The sequence below is a fragment of the Pseudomonas sp. S31 genome, from assembly GCF_016648105.1.
In the GTDB taxonomy this organism is placed as follows: domain Bacteria; phylum Pseudomonadota; class Gammaproteobacteria; order Pseudomonadales; family Pseudomonadaceae; genus Aquipseudomonas.
This window is the reverse complement of the sequence record NZ_JACVVE010000012.1, coordinates 1-19201: the sequence shown is the minus strand read 5'-3', so window position 1 is coordinate 19201 and position 19201 is coordinate 1. Positions and strand designations below refer to the sequence as shown.

At 59.2% G+C, this 19201-nt stretch carries 15 protein-coding genes and 1 pseudogene; 8 read left to right on the top strand and 8 right to left on the bottom strand.

The annotated features are described in order from the left end of the window. The first annotated feature begins 86 nt into the window (after positions 1-86). Positions 87-1379, top strand: coding sequence for a fumarylacetoacetase (gene fahA / locus IAE37_RS11175; protein WP_201173365.1), 1293 nt, complete (start codon positions 87-89; stop codon positions 1377-1379). 75 nt (positions 1380-1454) lie between these two features. Here fahA and IAE37_RS11170 read toward each other — a convergent pair whose 3' ends face one another. The 5 genes from IAE37_RS11170 to IAE37_RS11150 all read right to left on the bottom strand — a co-directional run bounded on the left by IAE37_RS11170 (position 1455) and on the right by IAE37_RS11150 (position 6926). Beyond that, a complete protein-coding gene (locus IAE37_RS11170; RefSeq protein WP_201173681.1) occupies positions 1455-2678 on the bottom strand; it encodes an OprD family porin in 1224 nt (407 codons plus the stop codon). Between the two features lie 104 nt (positions 2679-2782). Further along, the gene (locus IAE37_RS11165; RefSeq protein ID WP_201173363.1) at positions 2783-4165 is read right to left on the bottom strand and encodes a tripartite tricarboxylate transporter permease; all 1383 of its coding nucleotides are present in this window, start codon (positions 4163-4165) and stop codon (positions 2783-2785) included. Continuing rightward, positions 4165-4617 carry a hypothetical protein gene (locus tag IAE37_RS11160; RefSeq protein WP_201173361.1) on the bottom strand — a complete coding sequence of 151 codons (453 nt, stop codon included), beginning with the start codon at positions 4615-4617 and terminating at the stop codon, positions 4165-4167. Before IAE37_RS11160 ends, IAE37_RS11165 begins: the two co-directional genes overlap by 1 nt. Before the next feature lie 99 nt (positions 4618-4716). Continuing rightward, positions 4717-5637, bottom strand: coding sequence for a hydroxymethylglutaryl-CoA lyase (locus IAE37_RS11155; RefSeq protein WP_201173678.1), 921 nt, complete (start codon positions 5635-5637; stop codon positions 4717-4719). 2 nt (positions 5638-5639) lie between these two features. Then, positions 5640-6926, bottom strand: coding sequence for a hydroxymethylglutaryl-CoA reductase, degradative (locus IAE37_RS11150; RefSeq protein WP_201173359.1), 1287 nt, complete (start codon positions 6924-6926; stop codon positions 5640-5642). A gap of 150 nt (positions 6927-7076) precedes the next feature. Here IAE37_RS11150 and IAE37_RS11145 point away from each other — a divergent pair, with 150 nt between their 5' ends. Next, on the top strand, positions 7077-8468 hold the full coding sequence (locus tag IAE37_RS11145; protein WP_201173358.1) for an aminotransferase-like domain-containing protein: 1392 nt from the start codon (positions 7077-7079) through the stop codon (positions 8466-8468). Positions 8469-8652: 184 nt separating this feature from the next. Here IAE37_RS11145 and IAE37_RS11140 read toward each other — a convergent pair whose 3' ends face one another. The 3 genes from IAE37_RS11140 to IAE37_RS11130 form a co-directional block, all read right to left on the bottom strand. Beyond that, positions 8653-10044 carry a tyrosine-type recombinase/integrase gene (locus tag IAE37_RS11140; RefSeq protein ID WP_201173355.1) on the bottom strand — a complete coding sequence of 464 codons (1392 nt, stop codon included), beginning with the start codon at positions 10042-10044 and terminating at the stop codon, positions 8653-8655. 572 nt (positions 10045-10616) lie between these two features. Continuing rightward, on the bottom strand, positions 10617-11813 hold the full coding sequence (locus IAE37_RS11135) for a hypothetical protein (RefSeq protein ID WP_201173354.1): 1197 nt from the start codon (positions 11811-11813) through the stop codon (positions 10617-10619). A gap of 62 nt (positions 11814-11875) precedes the next feature. Then, positions 11876-12748 carry a helix-turn-helix transcriptional regulator gene (locus IAE37_RS11130; protein WP_201173353.1) on the bottom strand — a complete coding sequence of 291 codons (873 nt, stop codon included), beginning with the start codon at positions 12746-12748 and terminating at the stop codon, positions 11876-11878. A 121-nt stretch (positions 12749-12869) separates the two neighbouring features. On the opposite strand from IAE37_RS11130, the gene IAE37_RS11125 reads away from it, so the two are divergent. From IAE37_RS11125 to IAE37_RS11100, 6 genes and pseudogenes are all read left to right on the top strand, one after another. Further along, positions 12870-13133, top strand: a complete 264-nt coding sequence (locus IAE37_RS11125) for a hypothetical protein (RefSeq protein ID WP_201173352.1) — start codon at positions 12870-12872, stop codon at positions 13131-13133. A gap of 277 nt (positions 13134-13410) precedes the next feature. Next, positions 13411-14286, top strand: coding sequence for a hypothetical protein (locus IAE37_RS11120; protein WP_201173351.1), 876 nt, complete (start codon positions 13411-13413; stop codon positions 14284-14286). Positions 14287-14342: 56 nt separating this feature from the next. Next, positions 14343-15974, top strand: a complete 1632-nt coding sequence (locus IAE37_RS11115) for a GTPase (protein ID WP_201173349.1) — start codon at positions 14343-14345, stop codon at positions 15972-15974. After that, positions 15961-17706: a LeoA/HP0731 family dynamin-like GTPase gene (locus IAE37_RS11110; RefSeq protein ID WP_201173346.1), complete on the top strand. Its 1746-nt coding sequence runs from the start codon at positions 15961-15963 to the stop codon at positions 17704-17706. The genes IAE37_RS11115 and IAE37_RS11110 overlap by 14 nt, the downstream gene beginning before the upstream one ends. A 106-nt stretch (positions 17707-17812) precedes the next feature. Further along, complete coding sequence (locus IAE37_RS11105) at positions 17813-18724, top strand: restriction endonuclease (RefSeq protein WP_201173344.1); 912 nt, start codon at positions 17813-17815, stop codon at positions 18722-18724. 210 nt (positions 18725-18934) lie between these two features. Beyond that, positions 18935-19201 (top strand): annotated as a pseudogene (locus IAE37_RS11100) (transposase); the annotation flags it as partial.

Sequence of the window (19201 nt, the reverse complement as noted above, 5' to 3'; positions counted from 1 at the left end):
CGCTCGCCATCATTGCCCGCCTCTAACCTCGAAAACCTCCTGTGTTAGGGCTTCCAAAAAACCATTGATTGAAACTGGATGTAGTCATGAAAACTATTGCCGATGCCCGTAGCTGGGTGGAGCATGCTAATGGGCATTGCGACTTCCCGCTGCAGAACCTGCCCCTGGGTATCTTTAGTCGCCCTTCACATCTGCCGCGTTGCGGAGTAGCCATCGGCGACGCCATTCTCGACCTTGAGGAAGTGCTAACCGCGGGTTTGCTCGACGGTGCCGCTAAGATGGCCGTCGAGGCCACCAGGGGTGGTGCATTGAACGCGTTTTTTGCCTTGGGCAGCGTCCCCCGCGTGGCCCTACGCGAGCGCCTTCTCGCCCTGTTGGCAGAAGGCAGCGAATACCAAGCTGTGCTGCAACCTATGTTGTACCCGGCCGGTGAGTGCCTGATGCACCTGCCGGCCAAGGTCGGCGACTACACTGACTTCTACGTGGGCATCCAGCACGCCACCAATGTCGGCAAGCTATTCCGCCCTGACAACCCGCTGCTACCCAACTACAAGTATGTGCCCATCGGCTACCATGGCCGCGCTTCCACCCTTCGCCCGTCGGGCACCGAGGTGGTCCGCCCCAACGGCCAGACCCTTCCGGCGGGGCAGACCGAACCGAGCTTCGGTCCCTGCGCGCGACTGGATTATGAACTGGAGCTAGGTATGTGGATCGGCCAGGGTAATGAAATGGGCCAGGCCATACCGATCGCCGAGGCTGGCGAGCACGTGGCGGGCCTGTGCCTGCTCAATGATTGGTCGGCGCGGGATATCCAGGCCTGGGAATACCAGCCATTAGGACCATTCCTGTCCAAGAACTTCATCACCACGCTGTCACCCTGGGTGGTTACCGCTGAGGCGCTGGCACCGTTCCGCAGGTCTCAACCGGATCGCCCTGAAGGAGACCCGCAGCCGCTTCCGTATCTGCTCGACGAGCAGGACCAAGCGTGTGGCGCATTCGACATCGAACTGGAAGTGCTCCTAATCACTGCGTGTATGAGGGAGGCGGGTTTGCCGGCTCATAGGCTAGCGATTAGCAATACCCTGAACATGTACTGGACAGTGGCTCAGCTTATTACTCACCACACCGTCAACGGCTGCCAGCTGCAGCCGGGAGACCTGTTCGGCTCTGGCACACTGTCCGGCGCTACTGCGAATTCCTTCGGCAGCCTTTTGGAGATCACCGAGGGCGGCAAGCGCCCGGTGGAGTTAGCCAGCGGTGAGATGCGCAAGTTCCTTGAGGACGGCGATGAGATCATCATGCGAGCCCGCTGCGTGCGTGAAGGTGTGGCCAGCATTGGTTTTGGCGAGTGTCGCGGTATCGTCGTCGGCAGGCCTTGAGTGTAGGCAGTTAAGGCACGCGGCGAACCATTGGCTCTGGTTCGCCGCGTGGTTGCGTTGAGGAGAGGATTGGGTTCAAAGGATAGACAGCGGATAACTCACGATCACCCGGTGTTCATCGAACTTATTACTGCTGAAGTCGCGGCGCAGCGTGGAACTGCGCCACCTTACGGTCAGGTCGCGCAAGCTACCGCTCTGGACGGTATAGGCCAGTTCGCTTTCGCGGCCCCATTCCTTGCCATCGCGCACGTTGCCAATGTGCACGTTGTCACCGCTGATGTAGCGGGTCATGAGCTGCAGCCCGGGCAGGCCATCGACTGCGAAGTTGTGGTCGTAGCGCACCTGCCAGGAGCGTTCGTGGGCGTTGTCGTAGCTGGAGTTGTAGCTGTCGTTGGCCAGGCTGGTGCCGGCCGTGCCGTTGACCCGCATCCAGCCGGTATCGCCGCTGACCCGCTGCAGGCCCAGGTACAAGGTATGGCCACCGGTACGCGCCGAGAGCAGCAGCGAGGTGGTACGGTTGTCCATCTTGCCTGCCAGTGAGCGACCGCTGTCCTCGCCGACGAAGTAGCCGAGGTTGGCACCCAGCGTCCAGTTGCCTACGGCCTGGCTGTGGGTCAGGCTGTAGTACTGCTGGCGGTAGATGTCTTGCAGGTTCGTATGCCAGGCTGCGAGTTGGGTGGCCTTGCCGTTGAACAGGTACTCGGCGCCCAGGATATCCAGGCGGTCCGATGTGGCGCTGGGCCGGCCGGACATGAACAGGTCATCCATGCTGGCGTCGTTGCGAGGGCTGTTGCCGCGAAAGCGTGCGCCGTAAAGCGTGAGGTTGTCGATTTCACGCGAGGTGAGCTGGGCGCCTTGGAAGGTCTGGGGCAGCGAGCGGCCGTCGTCCGAGCGCAGCACCGGCAGCATCGGCGACCACTCGCCAACCTTCAGCTCGGTGGCCGAAACGCGTGCTTTCAGTGCAACGCCGAGGCGGCCGAAGTCATCCGCCGGGCCGCCGTCATCGTGCACCGGCAGCAACTGGGTACCGGCAGTGCCGCGACCGCCGTCGAGCTTTACCGAATACAGCCCCAGCACATCCACGCCAAAGCCGACCACGCCCTGGCTAAAGCCGGAGCGGGCGTCGAGGATGAAGCTTTGCGTCCATTCTTCGGCCTTGCCTTGGGGGTAGGCCGGGTCGACGAAATTGCGGTTGATGTAGAAGTTGCGCAGGGTCAGGCCGACCTTGGCATCTTCGCTGAAGCCTTGGGCCAAGGCGCTGCCGGCGCCGAGCAGCAGGCAGGCGCCAGCCGCCGTCATGCGGCAAGGGGGGCAAAGGATATTCATTGTTGTTGTTCCTTTCTTGCAGGCGAATGAAACCACGCAGCCGCTGTGGCTGCGTGGGGGAGCAGGAGAAGGTCAGTTCAGGCGAACAGGGCGACGATGGCCGGCACGCTGAGTACAGCCGTGTAGTAGCCCATGAACTGCACGCCGATGTTGAAGCCGATGAAGCGGTACAGGAAGCCACCCAGCAGGCCGACCGTGAGGATCACCAGCAGGCCCAGCAGGCCGCCTTCCCATAGGCCGATCACCAGGATCAGGCCAACGAAGGTGGCGATCACCGCCTCGTGACTGATGCGCCGCGAAACGAACGAGGCGGCGCGGTGGGCGAAATTCATCGAGAACGGGTAAGCGATCAGGATGGCGATCACCACCGCGAGCATGCCGAAAGCCAGGAACTCGCCGGCGCTGAGCAGGTTGTGCAGGTTGTTCACCTGACCGCTGGCGGCATCCACGGTAAAGCGTGGCGGCGCGTTGAACAGCGGCGCGGCCGGGCCGGCAGCCACGGGGCTGAGCGGCAGGCCGAAGGCGATCAGCGGGATCAATGCCTCGGCAATGTAAGTGGACTCGGTGACCCCGTTGCGCACGCTGATCACCGAGGTCAGGCGGTGATAGGCGTGCTTGATGCGCGAACCGACCACTTCACCGAGGATCACCGTCATTGCCACCGGGCTGAACACGAAGGTGGCGCTGGACACGGTAGCGGTGGCCAGGGTCCAGCCGGCCTGGCGGCGGTCCAGCACCTTCAGCGGGTTGGGGAACCAGCCGCCCCAGCCCTTGACGTCTGGCGACAGGGCAAAGGTGCGCGGCTCACTGCGCTTCATGCGCGCCCGCTCTGCCGGGGCGAGCATGGCGAACAGGGCGGCGATCAGCGGGCCGATGGCGATGCCCAGGAAGTAGCTGACACTGAGCTTGACGCCGTGCTGGGCGGTCAGGGTCTGCAAGGCAATGATCACCAGCACGAACGGCAGCAGCGCCAGCACTGAGGCCCAGCGGCCGGCCGAGAAGTAGGCAATGGTGGTGGCGGCCGCGAGGAACACCCAGGGCGCGGCCTGCTTGATCGTATCGCCGAACGGCGCCAGCAGCACGGCGAACAGCACCGCCAGCGGCACGGCCACCAGGGCGGCGATGACCGCGCCGGAGATCATCTTGCGCAGGGCAATATGCGGCACGCCAAGGTTGCGCAGGAAGTTGGCCTCGCGCATCAGTGGCGTGGCCATGGTGTCGCCGGGGATGCCGAGCAACGCCGTGGGCACCGCGTGGGTCATGTGCTTGGCTACAGCGCCGGCAAGGAAGAAGGTGAACACCCCGGCAGCGGGCACACCCAGCAGCACCACCAGCAAGGTCAGCGGTGCCAGCGTGGTGGTTTCGTCGCTGCCGGAAATCAGGCCGATGGCCGAGAACACTACGGCACCGATTACCCCCATCAGCATGGCGATCAGTACCTGGTCGAACAAGGCGTCCATCAGGCGGTCCCTCGCTTCAGGGTTGCAGTGCTTGAGCAGGCCACGGCTGGGCTGGCAGGTTCAGCTTCGGCGAACAGGCGTTCCAGGCCCAGTTCGCGCAGCTCGTTGCGCACTTCTTGCGGCAGATCGCTGAGCTGGCCGATACCGCCGTATTCATCACGCAGTTCTTCAATCACCTGCTGGCGCCAGGCCGGGTCGGCGAAGTGTTCGACCACATGACGCTTGGGTTTGAACAGGCAGGCACTGACCCCGCCACCCAGCAGCGAGCCGAGAATGCCCAGCAGCATGGCGTAGGCACGGGCCATCTGGCTGGACTCGACCCAGCCGGTCAGCAGGTGTTCGGCGAGAAAGAACGTGCCGAGGCTGCAGGCGGCGCCGATGGCGATGGCGGCGAGCAGGTGGCGGCTGTCCACGGTGTCGCCCCACACTTCATAGAGGTTGTCGTCAGCCATGGTTCACCTCCGGTGCGCGGGGGTGCAGGCGGCATTCAAGGGTCATTGGCATTCTCCTGCCTTTGCGGGCATGTTGTTTTTGTTCGGGTGCTACACGTGCTACGGGTGTTGTTCGCCGGCGCTCCTTGCCGCCATTGCAAGGCCGGCGCGGGAGCGGTTGGCGATGCCCAGTTCGGCACTGATGCGCACGCCAACCCGGGCCACCGCCTGCAGGTCGACACCTGTGCTGTAGCCCAGGCCGTGCAACAGGTACAGCAGCTCTTCGGTGGCAACGTTGCCGCTGGCACCGGGCGAGTAGGGGCAGCCGCCAAGGCCGGCAACCGAGCTGTCAAAGGTGCGTACACCTAGCGCCAGTGCGGCGTGGACATTTGCGATGGCCATGCCCCAGGTATCGTGAAAGTGGCCGGCCAGCGCGGTCACCGGCAGTTGCCGGGCGCACTGCTCGATCAGCCGCGCGGTCGCGTCCGGCCTGCCGGCGCCGATGGTGTCACCCAGGCTGATTTCGTAGCAGCCCAGTTCATACAGGCGGCGTGCGACCTCGGCCACGGCCTCTGGCGCCACCGCGCCACTGAACGGGCAACCGAGCACACAGGATACATAACCGCGCACGCGCACAGAGGCTTGTTTGGCGGCTTGCAATACCGGGGCGAAGCGCTCGAAGCTTTCATCGATGGAGCAATTGATGTTGTTGCGCGAAAACGCTTCGGAGGCGGCCGCGAACACCGCCACCTCGCGGCAGCCGGCCCGCTGCGCGGCCTGGAAGCCTTGCAGGTTGGGCACCAGGGCCGTGTAGTTGACCCCGTCGTCGCCGGGTAACTGGCGCAACACCTCGTCGCTGCCGGCCATTTGTGGCACCCAGCGCGGCGACACGAAGGCACCGGCCTCGATATGCTGCAGGCCGCTGGCCGCCAGCGCGCCGATCAGTTCCACGCGCGTGGCCACCGACAACTGCTGGCGTTCGTTCTGCAGGCCGTCACGCGGGCCGACTTCAAACACTTTTACCGCTTGCGCCGGGGCCATGGTCATTCGCCGCGCTTTTGTTTCAGCAGCGCTACGGCGCGGTCGGCACGCACATCGTGATTTTCTACCAGCTGACGTGCAACCCAATCCACTTCATCACCGCGGGCACCCGCCACCACCGCGATATTGCGCGCGTGCAGGGCCATGTGGCCGCGCTGGATACCTTCGGTGGCCAGAGCGCGCATGGCCCCGAGGTTCTGCGCCAGGCCTACGGCCACGGCAATCTCCGCCAGCTCCTGGGCGGTGCTGACTTGCAGAATGCGCAGCGACAGTTGTGCCAATGGGTGAGTCTTGGTCGCGCCACCGACCAGGCCAACCGGCATCGGCATTTCCAGGGTGCCGACCAGGTGGCCGTTGCCGTCCTTTTCCCAAGTGGTCAGCGAGCCATAGTGGCCGCTGCGGCAGGCAAACGCATGGGCGCCGGCCTCCACGGCACGCCAGTCGTTGCCCGTGGCGACGATCAGCGGGTCGATGCCGTTCATGATGCCTTTGTTGTGGGTGGCCGCGCGGTACGGGTCGATGGCGGCGAAGGCGTAGGCGTCGAGGATGCCTTCGATCACTGCCTCGCCGCTGAATGCGTCGGTTTGCAGCTGCTGCGGGGTGATCCGCACCTGGGCCCGGGCCAGGCGCAGGTCGGCCAGGTTGGACAAAATGCGCAGGCGTACCTGGCCACCGGTGATCGCCTCCATCAACGGTGCCACGGCCTCGGCCATGGTGTTGACGGTGTTGGCGCCCATGGCGTCGCGCACATCGACGATCAGGTGCGCGACCAGCATCGGGCCGCGTGGCGAGTCGGCGAAGGTGTGCACTTCGAGATCGCGACAGCCGCCGCCCAGGCTGTTGAGCAACTGGTCCTTGCGGTTGGCCAGTTCGATGATTTCGTCCTTGCGGCGCAGCAAGCTCAGGCGCGCATTGAGCGGGTCGTGGACGCCGACAATCTGTACCTGGGCACGCATCAGCGGGGCGCTGCTGGAGGTGATGAAGCCGCCATTGGCGCGGGCCAGCTTGGCCATGTACGAGGCAGCGGCGACAATCGAGGGCTCTTCGACCACCAGTGGCACCAGCACATCACGGCCGTTGACCTGGAAATTGCTGGCCACGGCATAGGGCAGCTCGAAGGTGCCGATGACGTTTTCGATCATGCCATTGGCGATGTCCAGCGGCAGGGCACCGGCGTTGGCCAGCAGGTTGACGTCGGTGGGGTTCAGGCCGAGCAGTTGGCCGATATGGTCCAGGCGAGCGGCGGGGGACAGGTTACGGAAGGCGGGCAGGCGGGAGTCGAGGCTCATAAGGGCTCCGTTGGAGTCATTGTTGTTGGGCGGCGGCTTGAGCGCGTCGCCGGCGTGGTGCTAAATGTGCAGCCACTGTGCCCTTGAATGAACGTACAGTTTTGCCCAACAGTACCCGGGCTGTACCCATGGCAGCTAAGGAGTTCGTCGATGCCCCGAGTCACCCTTGCCCAACAGGTTGCCGATGCGGTCGAGCAGCAGATCCGTAGCAGCGTGCTCAAGGTTGGCGATCGCCTGCCATCGCTACGCGAATACATGCGCTTGCACGGGCATTCGAAGAACACGGTGATCACCGCCTACGAGATCCTTGCATCCAAGGGGCTGGTGGAGGCGCGCCACGGCCAGGGCTTTTTCGTCGGGGCACAGGTACAGGCTGGCGAAGTGGATGAAACGCCGCCCTATACCCGGGCTATGGACACCATCTGGATGATGCGTCAGCAGTTTGTTCGCGAGCCTGGGCTGGCGCCGCTGGGCGAGGGCTTTGCGCCAGTGGCCTGGCTGCAGGACATGCGCCTCGACAAATTTACCCGGCAGGCGATGCGCAGCGGCGCCGGCAACCTGTTCCGCTATGGCAACCGCCTGGGTAACCCAGGGCTGCGCCAGAGCCTGGTGCGCAAGCTGGCCAGCTACGCCATCAATGCCACGCCCCGGCAGATCGTGACTACCCATGGCGCCAACCATGCGCTGGACCTGGTCATCCGCCGTTTCGTGGTGCCGGGGGATGCAGTGTTGGTGGAAAACCCGGGTTACTACCCGTTGTTCGGCAAGTTGCAGTTGCACGGCGCACGGTTGCTGAGCGTACCGCGCCTGGCGGACGGCCCGGACATGGATGCACTGGAAGCCATGCTGCGTGTCGAACGGCCCAAGCTGTTCTTCATCCAGTCGGTGTGCCACAACCCCACCGGCTCGGACATCTCCCCAGCCAAGGCCCACTGCCTGCTGCAACTGGCCGAGCGGCACAACCTGCTGCTGGTCGAGGACGATGCGCTGGCGGATTTCAAGCCCAGCTCGGCGCTGAAGGTGGCGGCGCTCGACCAACTGCGCCGTTCGCTGTACATCGGCAGCTTCTCCAAGTCGGTGTCGGCGGCCTTGCGCGTGGGCTATATCGCCGGCAGCAAGGAGGCCATCGACGAGCTGGCTGACCTGCAGATGATGCTGCACACCAGTTGTTCAGAGCTGTGCGAACGCACGGCGGATGTGATCCTCAGCGAAGGGCACTTCCTGCGCCACCTGATGCGCTTGCAGGACCGGGTGCGGGAGGCCACCGCCGGCGGGTTGCGGGTGCTGGACGAGCTCGGCGCCGAGGTGTTCTGCCGGCCGGAACAGAGCTTGTACTTGTGGGCGCGTTTTCCGGGTATCGATGATACCGCCGTGTTGACCCGAGAAGTGCAGGGCAGGGGCGTGATGCTGGCGCCGGGGGCGATCTTCCAGACCAACCAGAAGGCCGTGACACCGTGGACCCGGTTGAATGTGGCTTATCTTCAGAAATCGGTATTCGTTCAGTGTTTGCGAGAGCGGCTAAGCGTCCGAGCAGAAGAATAAAATGACAGAAGCTCTGTTCGGACTGGAGAAAACCCATTTTGGCGCAATCCGCTTGTCTACCTTTAAGAATGAGTCCAAAATCAAGGGTTTCCATTTTTTATGGATAGCTGAAAAGTTTTATTTTTCAAAGGCTTACAAGCCCGAAGCGATTCTCTTTTCCCGTTCCTGTGAGTGCTGATCAGATTTAAGTCGCTGGAGCCAGAAGGATGTTTTCAAGACGCTCTCCGAGTTTGCTCCATGCCTCATTTTTCTCCTTGGCATAGTCATAATGCAGATAATGCCGGCGTACCTTTGAGCCTCCCAGCAGGTGATTCTGGCAACGATCAATGATTTCTAATGTCACACCGAGCTCCTGCATCATGGTCGCTCCTGTACGACGCAAGTCATGCGGGGTCCATTCGCCCTTGTTACCTTGGCTTAGTACCAGTGAGTCGTCGTGATGCCGGCCAGATAAAGGCTTGCTGCGATTCTTGAAGCAGCATTGCCGGTCTCCGATCAGCTTGCTGACTGTTTTGGTATCCACATGACTGCTTTCGTCTTTGCTGGGAAAGCAGAACGGGGTGTGGCCTGTTTCTTCTCTAAGACGTTTGAACTGGTTCAGCGCGAATGATGATAGGAATACATGGTGATCCTGCCGTTTACCTTTATGACCTTTGGTGGCTTCTGCTGGAATGAACCAGGTGCCGTTCTCGAGATCGACATGTCGCCATTCGGATTTTAGTAGCTCTCCAATGCGACAGAGCGTGCTAAGGCAGATCCAGACTGCGCATTGCACGCGGGAATTCACAGGTCGGATGCCGGAATATTTTTGTCCGGCGGGCAAGGCATCATACTCACACACCAAGCGAGTGAAAATTTGTTGCAGCTCTTGGATTTCGTCAGTGGATAGAAGGCGATCGCGCTGCTCCTGATAGTCATGATCAAGTAGTTTATTGACATCAATCAGGTCGGCGGGATTACCGTCTACCATCAGGGTGCGCCACGGCTTGCGTTTCTCGGCCCATCTCAGCATCTGACCTATGTCCTTGCTGCGAATAATGACGGTACGGTTTAGACCGCGGGCTTTGATCGACCGCAGGAGAGTAAGCAGGTCTTTTTCAGTCAGGGTGCGCAGTGGTTTATCGCCAATAGCTGGTAGCACGTCTTTGGAAAAGCTGCGGCGCAGTTCTGCGTTGCCGTCCTGGCGAGATACCCCGTCGCGCATCCACTCTTCAAAAAGGTCGGTGACCGTCTTGTTCTCGGCAGCCTGACGCTCGGCTTCAGCAATGGTTGCGGCGACGGCAGCTTGAGCCTCGATCTTAGCTGCCTTTCGGGCAATGGCGGGTTCTATGCCTTTAGTAACGCTTGCTCTCACTTCGTCTCGCTCAGCACGAATCTGCGCTAGCGATTTTTTGGGCCAGCTGCCCAGGCGCTGATCGCGTTTGGCTCCGCCCATTTTGAACTCGTAGCGGAACAGCGCTGTAACGCCGCGCACACCTGCACGAACTTTGGCGGTCAGACCACCCTCTTCACGGAGCGTTTTGCCATCATCGGCGGGGGTGAGTGCTTCGAGTTGCTTCACTGTGATCTTTGCCAATGTCTACCCCTAGCCAAGGTCGATCACCTTGGAATTTTGCCCCACTTTTGCCCCACCGGATCGACCGGCTGTAGGTGGATGCTGATGGACAGAGATAGAACGTAATATAGCCTGTATGCCACGTATTTACTAGCTTGTAGGCTTTCCGTGGCAGTCCAGGTAACTCCAGGAAAATACACTGATTAAGCGCATGGGGTGCAAGGGGTCGAGTGTTCGAATCACTCCGTCCCGACCAAAAATCCCTGAAAAATCCAGTCATCGAGAGGTGGCTGGATTTTTTTATTGGGGATTTGATTGCTGTTAAAGAGTCTGCCGTTGCCTGGGCGTCCAGTCTGCAGGTGATGCTTGGGCCGGGGGGATTTGAACCCCCGTCCGCCAGCACTCCGCTGCCGGTACTATATGCGTTGCCGTTTCTACTGAGTTGATCCGCAGCCGCCGACGGGCAGGGTGCTTTGAACGAGTTGGGTAAGTTTTAGTCGCTTTGCCCCCCAACGTGCTACACGACGATCGTGTTCTGTATGACCATCATCTCGGGTTTACAGGCGTCCCCTGATGATTGCTAGGGTGCAGGATCAATCCGGCTTGGCTACCGTCGCGGCTTCCTTATTTAATAAAGGAGCGGCTACATGCACCTTGGCCTCGGACAACGCGATACAGCGATCTGCGAAGCTGTCGATCTCTTTCAAACCGATATTTCGGTAGCTAGCGGGACAGATCAACAACGTATCGCCGAAGCGGAACTGACGAAACGCCCTGACGCTGTACAAACCATTCGGCCCCTGGTAGCTCTCCAGTTGCCACGGGGCGCTACTGAATACCTCTTTCGGATAATCCTTTTCGTTCAACACATAGCTCAGCTCGGTATTGTCCCTGATTTTGATCAGATTGGCGGCGGAGTAGACCCATAAGTCCAAGAGGGCCGGCAACAGCATGGCATTAACGAAGATGCACCCGAGCAGCACCTGTGCGGCTCGGCCGATGCGCTTCATCGCATCGCCGTTTGTCAAATAAAAGGCGAGGACTGGCGCTAGGTAGAGGCACATTATCAATAAGCAGAGAGCAATAGCCCCAAATGCCTCTTCGTTGCTGTCCCCGCCTCGCCACGTCATGATGGCTAGCTGGGCGGGCATGACTCCACTTACCGAGGTGAACGCTAGCAGCGTACCTAGCCAGCCTACGGTGGCTGTGTAATAGAGTTTGCGATGCCAGGGTTTGCGGGGACCAGCCGGTAGCTCCAGTACTTTGTTGCGCAGGGGCGCATCGCGGTGAAGCAGAATTATTAAGGCAAGCGCGGCCGCGACTACGACGATGGGGAAGAAGTACGCAGGGGCCATGATGTGATCAAAGAGCGCCCCCAGCAAGTTGAGCGATAGCAGTAGGTAGCCCAAGCCTACGATGAGGCCGAAGCGGAAGGCGAGTCTCTTTTCCAGCTCTCTGTCAACGGTGCATACAGACATGCTCACCGTGAAGACCAAAGACGGCACCGATACGATGAGCAGCAGCGACGCGAGTATCAGCAGGCTGAAGAATAACCAGGCAACGAGGTTTGAAGGGTTCCCTAACGAACTCAGGATCAACTCGGGGTGATGGATGACCCAGAGGTACTTGGTGAGCAGTGAGATTGAGATAAGCGTTGAGACTACCGGCAGCCACCATTTGACATCGGCGAGGAGTTTGAATAGTGCTTGTCGGGGGCTGTTGGAGGCTGAAGGGGCGGGCGCGGGAGATGAGCTTTGCGGGATGGTCGTTGGGGGAGATACGGCTGTCATGGGTGTTGGTTTCTTCCTATGGTGCATTATTCGTTGTTATGGGATGAAACGAGCGCGTTGAATCAGTCGTAGAGCCAAGGCTTAAGCGCGTTCAAGTTGGCGATCACGACCTGCTGCGCTTCTGGCTTAGGGTCGAGGTTCTTCGGGTCGATTTGATAGCGTTGCAGCAAATATTTGACCAACGCTTGTCGGCTTGGGATCTCCAGCCGGCCATTCAGCATGCCGTAGTCAGCCTCTATGATTGCTTTCTGCGCGGCGTCGAGCCGCGGGTCAGGCTCCAGGATCACCGATACCTCAGTGTTCCAGACTGTATCGCCATCGATGCCATTGCCATTGCCGTCCAGCAGGTCTGGCTTGCCGCGTATGCGGCTGAGCACGAAGTCGCGGTACGCGCTGTTTTTCTCACAGTAGGCCCGAACGTGCCAGCGCATGCCGGTATGAATCAGAGTGTGCGGTTCGATCAAGCGAATCTCAGGCTCGGGGTTGGCCAGCGAAACGTATTCGACCTCTAGTCGCAACCCTTCCCGGCAGGCCCGCAAAAGGGGGCGAAGCACCTCAGGCTGAATGCTGCGATCGGGAACCTGCAACATCAATGTATGCGCATAGGCCAGCTTCAGCCCTTCGATATGTGGGGCTCGTTCATTGTTCTGAGCAAGCATATCGAGGTAGGCGCTGGCGCTGAGGTCGATGAAGCGTGGTTTGAAGTGCGGCGTAGGTACGTAACCTTTGATCCGCTTGTCATATGTCAAGTTTCTAGACGCATGCTCGGCGATGTAGGTGTTGATGTCTTTAGATGCTTGCTGGCGGCTGATGCCAAAGCTCTGCATCAGGTGGCCCGTGGTCAGCCGGCCTTCCCACCAAGCCACGGTTTCGATCAAGCGATAGCGAAGTGCCAGGTCCCAGCGGACCTGAGCAATAGATTGCTTGCGTTTCATAGCCCCTCCGTGTGTTCCATAACTTTACCTGTATAGGTCAACACTATGGACCTGTCATCTGAGGCTACATATCGTGTGTCTGGCATTGATTGCACATGGCCACTTTTTTCTGGAGAGGGATATGAGTCTGTATGATTGGTTGACGGCGGGTGCGCTGGGCTTGATTGGGGTGATCTTGGTGGTGCTGCTGGTGCAGTACCTGCGGCTGCGGGAGATTTGGATGGGCCTTAGCCGTTGCCGAGAAATGCTGCGCTGGGCCAAGGTGTTCGAAAGCGAGAACCGCGAACTAAAACGTAGCCTGCGCGCCGAGCAGCGTATAAGCGGGGAGCTCAAAGCGCAGATAGACCGGTTGAGCGCAAGCGTGAGGATAAAGGAGAGCGAATGATGCCGATTCGACCTATGCCTTACATGCTGGAGTGCTCCAATTGCCGCTGGCGCAGGACTGTTACACCGGCTGGTGACGCGCTGCATCCAGGGGAGTGGAGCAGCTGCTGTCCACGATGTAATGGGCATATTCGCAAGAAACTACTCAGCTGTCCGATACAGCGTTTAGTCGCTCAGTGGCGGGCGCCGGTATGGCGAAGATGAACTTGACAGCCGTAGTGGCAAAATGCAATTTACCGTGCTGAATTGGATCCAGCCTAGAATGAACAGGGAACGATATGAGTAGTGCTCAAGATTTCTCCAAGCTGTACGCTCGGGTAGCGAATGACATTGCCACAGCGCTGGATGATGTCTCCCGGCTGGACGTGAGTAATGACAAAGGCAACGCGCACCTTGCCAGCGTCAAGGATAAGCTCGGCGAAATGAAGTCGCGCTTCGACAGCGAAATCACCTACTTGGAGAAGCACGCGGAGTGGGAAAACTTCACCATTGCATTCTTCGGCGAAACCAACGCCGGCAAGAGCACCATCATCGAAAGCCTGCGGATCCTGTTCGAAGAGAAGAAGCGTCAAGCGCTGATCGAGCGTAACCAGGCGACCGCCAAAGACATCCAGGCGGTGTTCTCTAGCAAAAGCGATGAGCTGATCGAAGAGCTCAGCACACGGTACGTGAATTTCTGCGAAGACATCGCCACATTAGGCGACGATATCGGGGCGCTGGTCAACCAGACCCAGCGCGACTTGGTGAGTACCCGGCAACAACTGGCGCACACCCAGCAGGATCTCACTTACAGCAAAGAGCGCCTGACCAGTGCGACTACCGACCTGGAAAGCACCCGCCAATCGCTGCAGGGAAGCGAGGCGCGGTTAAGCCAGAGCCAATTGGCGCTCACTCAGACTCAAAGCGCGATGCAGCAGGTAGAGCTTCAGCTGCACGGCGTGCGGGCCGATTTCCAGCGCAGCCAGCAACAGCTGACCGAGCAAGGTAACCAGTTGCAGGCGACTCAAGCGCAGCTGAGCGAACGCCAGCGCCAGGGTGAAGCCACCCGCGTAGCGCTTGAGCAGAGTGGCAAAATGAAGTTGTGGTTGGGGCTGTTGGGCGGCGTGGTGATCGGTGCCATCGCCGGTGCCGTGGGCTATGCGCAGTTGATGTGAGGCGGGGCGTTGATCGCCTTGAACTGACTTTCATCCCATAGACTTCGGACTTTCCCATGCGCGAACAACATTCTTTGAGCGAGCTGGTCAGCGACAGGCTGCCCACTCTGCTGAAGCAACAGCAACAACTTGAGCGCCTGCAGCGCGTTGCCGGCCAAGTCGATGGCGAAATCGTCGGCACCGGTCAGGAAGACTTCACTCAGGACAACGTCGTTTACCACTTCACCCACCAAGGCAAGTCGTTCCAGTTGATCGACGTGCCAGGCATCGAAGGCAACGAAAAGAAATACGAAGCGATGGTGCAAGCGGCCATCGCCAAGGCTCATTTGGTGTTCTACGTGAACGGCACCAACAAAAAGCCCGAACAGAACACCGCGCAGAAGATCAAGCATTACCTGAACCGTGATGCCAAGGTGTATGCCATCTGCAACTTGCGCGGCAAGGGTGACACCTACGAGTTCGAGCGCGACCGCGAGTCGCTCGAGCAGACCCACAAAGACGCGGCAGCGATGCGCGACCAGACCCAGGAAGTGCTTGAGGACATGCTCGGCGCCGAGTTGGTCAGTGGCTGCCAAACGCTGCAAGGGCTGCTGGGCTTTGCCAGCGTGGCCTTCGATCAGCGAGGCCTGACCAGCATCCACCCCAGCCGCACCGACCTGCTCAAGTCGCAGCGCACCTACCTGCAAGACTTCACGAGCCAGCAGGCCATGCGCAGCTTCAGCCGGTTAGATCAATTGCAGGATGTCATCGGCAACAGCTGCGCCAACTTCGAGGTAGACATTGTCGAAAGCAACAAGCGCAAAGTGCTGCGCCTGTTGCAAGACACCATCAATGACCTGCAAAAGCAGCGTGACGAGCACCAGGCTTTCTCCGAGAAAATCGGTGCCGAGGTCCAGGAATGCCAGGACGTCATTCGCAAAAGCTTCGAAGAGCTCAAAAGCAGCTTCACATCCAAGCGTAAAAGCGCATTAGACCGCTTCTTCAATGAACTGAACTCGGCAGCCCGTAATGCGGTTGAAGAGCATTTCAGCGATAAAGAGGATGTGGAACGGGTGATTCAACAGCATGTCAGCGAGGGCCAGGATCGGCTAGCCGAGCGCTTAGAAACCACCCAGCAGCAATTGCTTGAGGACCTTACCCAAGCCATCGAACGCGCGCTCAAACGCCTGCAAGAAAATGCCAAGCGGGTAAGCTTTCAGCAGCAGTTGAGCGAAGCGGCAAACAGCTCCTTGTCGCTCTCCAGCGCCATGGACGCCATCAGTTTCAATTTTTCCGACGTCGGCAGCTTCCTGCTAAGTGTTGGCGGGTACGCACTCAGTGGTTTTGGCATAGGCACCGTATTCCCAGGGATCGGCAACATAGTCGGGGCAATCGTCGGCGGTGTGTTCGGCCTGGTGGCTGCGGGCCTGAGCTACTTCTTTGGCGGGCGCGGCAAAAAAATCGCTGAAGCCCAGGAACAGGTGGCCAAGGCCATTCAAACCGAGCGCGACAAAGTCACCCAGACGTTCGCTACCGATACCAAAGGAATGCTGGCGAAAATCAGCGAGCAGATCGAAGACAGCGTGCTGCGCCAGCTCAAAGATGAGCGTCGGAAGATGGCCGATGTCACCGCTTTGTTCGATAAAAAAATTGCCTCGATCCAGGCTCTCAAACAGCAAGTGGAAGCCAAACCCCATGGAACAATTTAAACAGTTCAACGCCAGCAAGACCGAGGTCATCAAGTCGCTCGACAACCTGCACAAAATGGTTGGCGCGCTTGAAGAATTGGGCCTGGATGTTTCGCAAGACATCGACAAAATCAAGAAAGCCATAGGTGACGTGCAGTCCGATGCCCTCTGTATCGCCTTGCTTGGAGCATTCTCCGACGGCAAAACCAGCGTGGTCGCCGGTTGGCTTGGCCAAGTAATGAAGGACATGAAGATCGACACCAACGAGTCCTCGGACGCGCTGGCGATCTACCGCCCTGACAACCTCCAGGACCGTTGTGAAATTGTCGACACCCCCGGCCTCTTCGGTGACAAAGAGAAGGCAGCGGAAGACGGCGCCGTAGTGCAATATGGCGATATCACAAAGAACTATATTTCCGAAGCGCACCTGATATTCTATGTTGTCGACGCCACAAACCCGCTGAAAGACAGTCACCAAGACATCGTGCGTTGGGTGCTACGCGACCTGAATAAACTGACCTCGACCATTTTCGTCATCAATAAAATGGACGAGGTCGCCGACTTGCGCGACCCCGAAGAATTCGAGCAGCAGAGCGCCATCAAGAAAACGAACCTGCTGAATAAGCTGCAGCGCTTCGTCGATCTAACGCCCGCAGAACTCGAAGCGATCAACGTAGTGTGCGTCGCCTCCAACCCAAATAGTCGCGGACTGGACTTCTGGCTGGAGCAAAAAGACCTCTACGACCAGCGTTCGCGTATCGGCGAGCTCAAGCAGGTGACTCAGCAAGTGCTGGATGGCAGCGGCCGCGACACCTTGATCAAAAAGACCGGCATCGATGTGGTGCGCGATGTACTGGGCAAGAAGATCGCCGTCGCTCAAGACGAGCTGATCAAGTTCAAGTTACTGGCCGATAACCAGCGCCTTGATTCGGCGCGCATTCAAGAGGACATTGCGGAGGGCAAGCGCAAGGTCCTGGCCACAGTCGGCAATCTCTACGAGGAGCTGAACAACCTCGAAACCGACCTGCTCAACAGTATTCGCACGTTGCCCCGTGACCAAGTGCACGCGTTCCTGGAATCGAAAATTGGCTTCACCAAGGACGATATTGGCGAAAAGTTGCGTTTTCGCATCGATCACCTGTTCAGCACCGCGTTCAACCAGTCGTCCAGCATCATGAATGGCATCAGTGCGAAGATTGAACATCAGCTCGACAGTTCTTCCGACTTCGCCGACAGCATTGCAGCCTCGGCCTTGGCTGCCTCCAGTCGAGCGTTGAGCGCGGTTTCGAAGATTCCGGTCGAGAGCATCAAGAACGGAGTGTTTCTCGCGCGGGAAACGCTGAAGAACCTCACGGGCTATGTCTACAAATTCAAACCCTGGGAAGCGACCAAGCTAGCGGCAAATATCAGCCGTTGGGCCGGACCGATCGGTGCAGGGATTCAGGTGCTGACCGACGCCATCAGTGTGGTTCAGCAGCAACGTGCTGAGGCCGAGCTGAAGCAGCTGCAAAATGACTTGGCTGAAGTAGTGAAGAGCCACTTCGCTGAGCCGATGAAGTTGCTTCAGGATCATGAAAAGGTGATGGAGATCTTCGCGCCGCAGATTAAAGCGTTCGAGAAGATTCTGCTGGAGCAGGAGCAAAGCTTGGAAAACTTGCGCAGGCGGCATGAGCAGTTGGCGGAGTTGGAAAGCCATCTGACCCAGGCGTTTGGCGCGCGTGCGCCGATTGAGGGGGAGTATCAGGTGGTTTGATAGCCAGACCTCCAAGTATCTGCACGTTCATCGGCCCTAGATTTTCCCGATTGGGGGCAGGGCTGCGAGCGTGCAGCGCAGCATTGATTGAACATAAGGAGCCTGGATGTCCATCCCAGATTTTCAAACCATCATGCGCCCGGTGCTGGAATCGGTACGCGACGGCGTAGCGATGCCGCTGAGCGCGTTGCGCGAGCACATCGCTGATGTCTTCCAGTTGACCGAGAACGAGCGCAAAGAGCGCCTGTCGTCGGGTCGCCAGACGGTGATCAACAACCGAGTAGGCTGGGCTCGGACCTACCTGAATAAAGCCGGTTTGCTGACTATTCCCAACAAAGGAATGGTGCAGATCACCGCGCGTGGCCGGGAAGCGCTAGCCAATGGGCCCGAGCGGCTCACAGTGACCTGGTTGAAGCAATTTCCCGAATTTGCCCACTTCCACACAGCCAAACCACAAATGGTCGATGTGCTGGAAGGGCTTGAGACCGAGGTGCCCGAGATTACGCCAGACGAGCAACTGGCACAGGCGCATCAGGCGCTTTTGCAATCGTTGGCTGATGAAATTCTCACACAAGTGAGGGCGGCAACGCCGGCTTTTTTTGAGCAGCTGGTTGTCGATTTGATGCTTGCCATGGGCTACGGCGGGTCGCGAAGAGAGGCCGGTAGAGCCACACAGGCCACCAATGACGATGGCATTGACGGGATCATCAAGGAAGACAAGCTCGGTCTGGATGTGATCTACCTGCAAGCCAAGCGCTGGACTAACACCGTGCATCGGCCCGAGATCGATAAATTCATCGGCGCGCTGACCCGGCAGCGAGCGCGCAAAGGCGTGTTTATTACTACCTCAGAATTCTCGGTAGGGGCTCGGGAGGCCGCGCTTGGGTTGGATATCAAGGTGGTGTTGATTGATGGTGTCGAGCTGGCGCGGTTGATGGTTGAGAATAATTTGGGGGTTAGTGTGAAGCAGGTTTATGAGGTGAAGCAGATGGATAGTGATTATTTTGGGGAAGAGTGAGGGGAGATTGCCGGTGGTGCATGCGATCAACGTGCCTCATGAGAGGCGACGTCAGTGGGCCCCTAAGTGCTCTTATGGCGCAACAGCAACGGCGCGTGGTCGCTGATAGCGGCGCTTGAGCCAATAAACGCCCAGCGCGATCAGCATGTTGAACCATCCCAACATCACGCAGGCACCGGCGGTGCTGAGTAAGGTGATGGCAAAGTAACGTGGAGACGCGCCTGGGATCGAGTGATTCCATTTTTCGTCTTCTCTCCGGCTATCAGAAAGGTGATTTACACCACCAACGCCATCGAGAGCATCAACGCCCAGCTACGCAAGGTCATCAAGACTCGCGGGCATTTCCCGAATGATGACGCAGCGACCAAACTGATTTGGCTGGGATTGCGCAACATAACAGCCAATTGGGGAAAACCGGCCCATGATTGTAAGCGTCCGCCCAACTCACCTTGCGTAAGTCAGGCCGGCATCCACTGA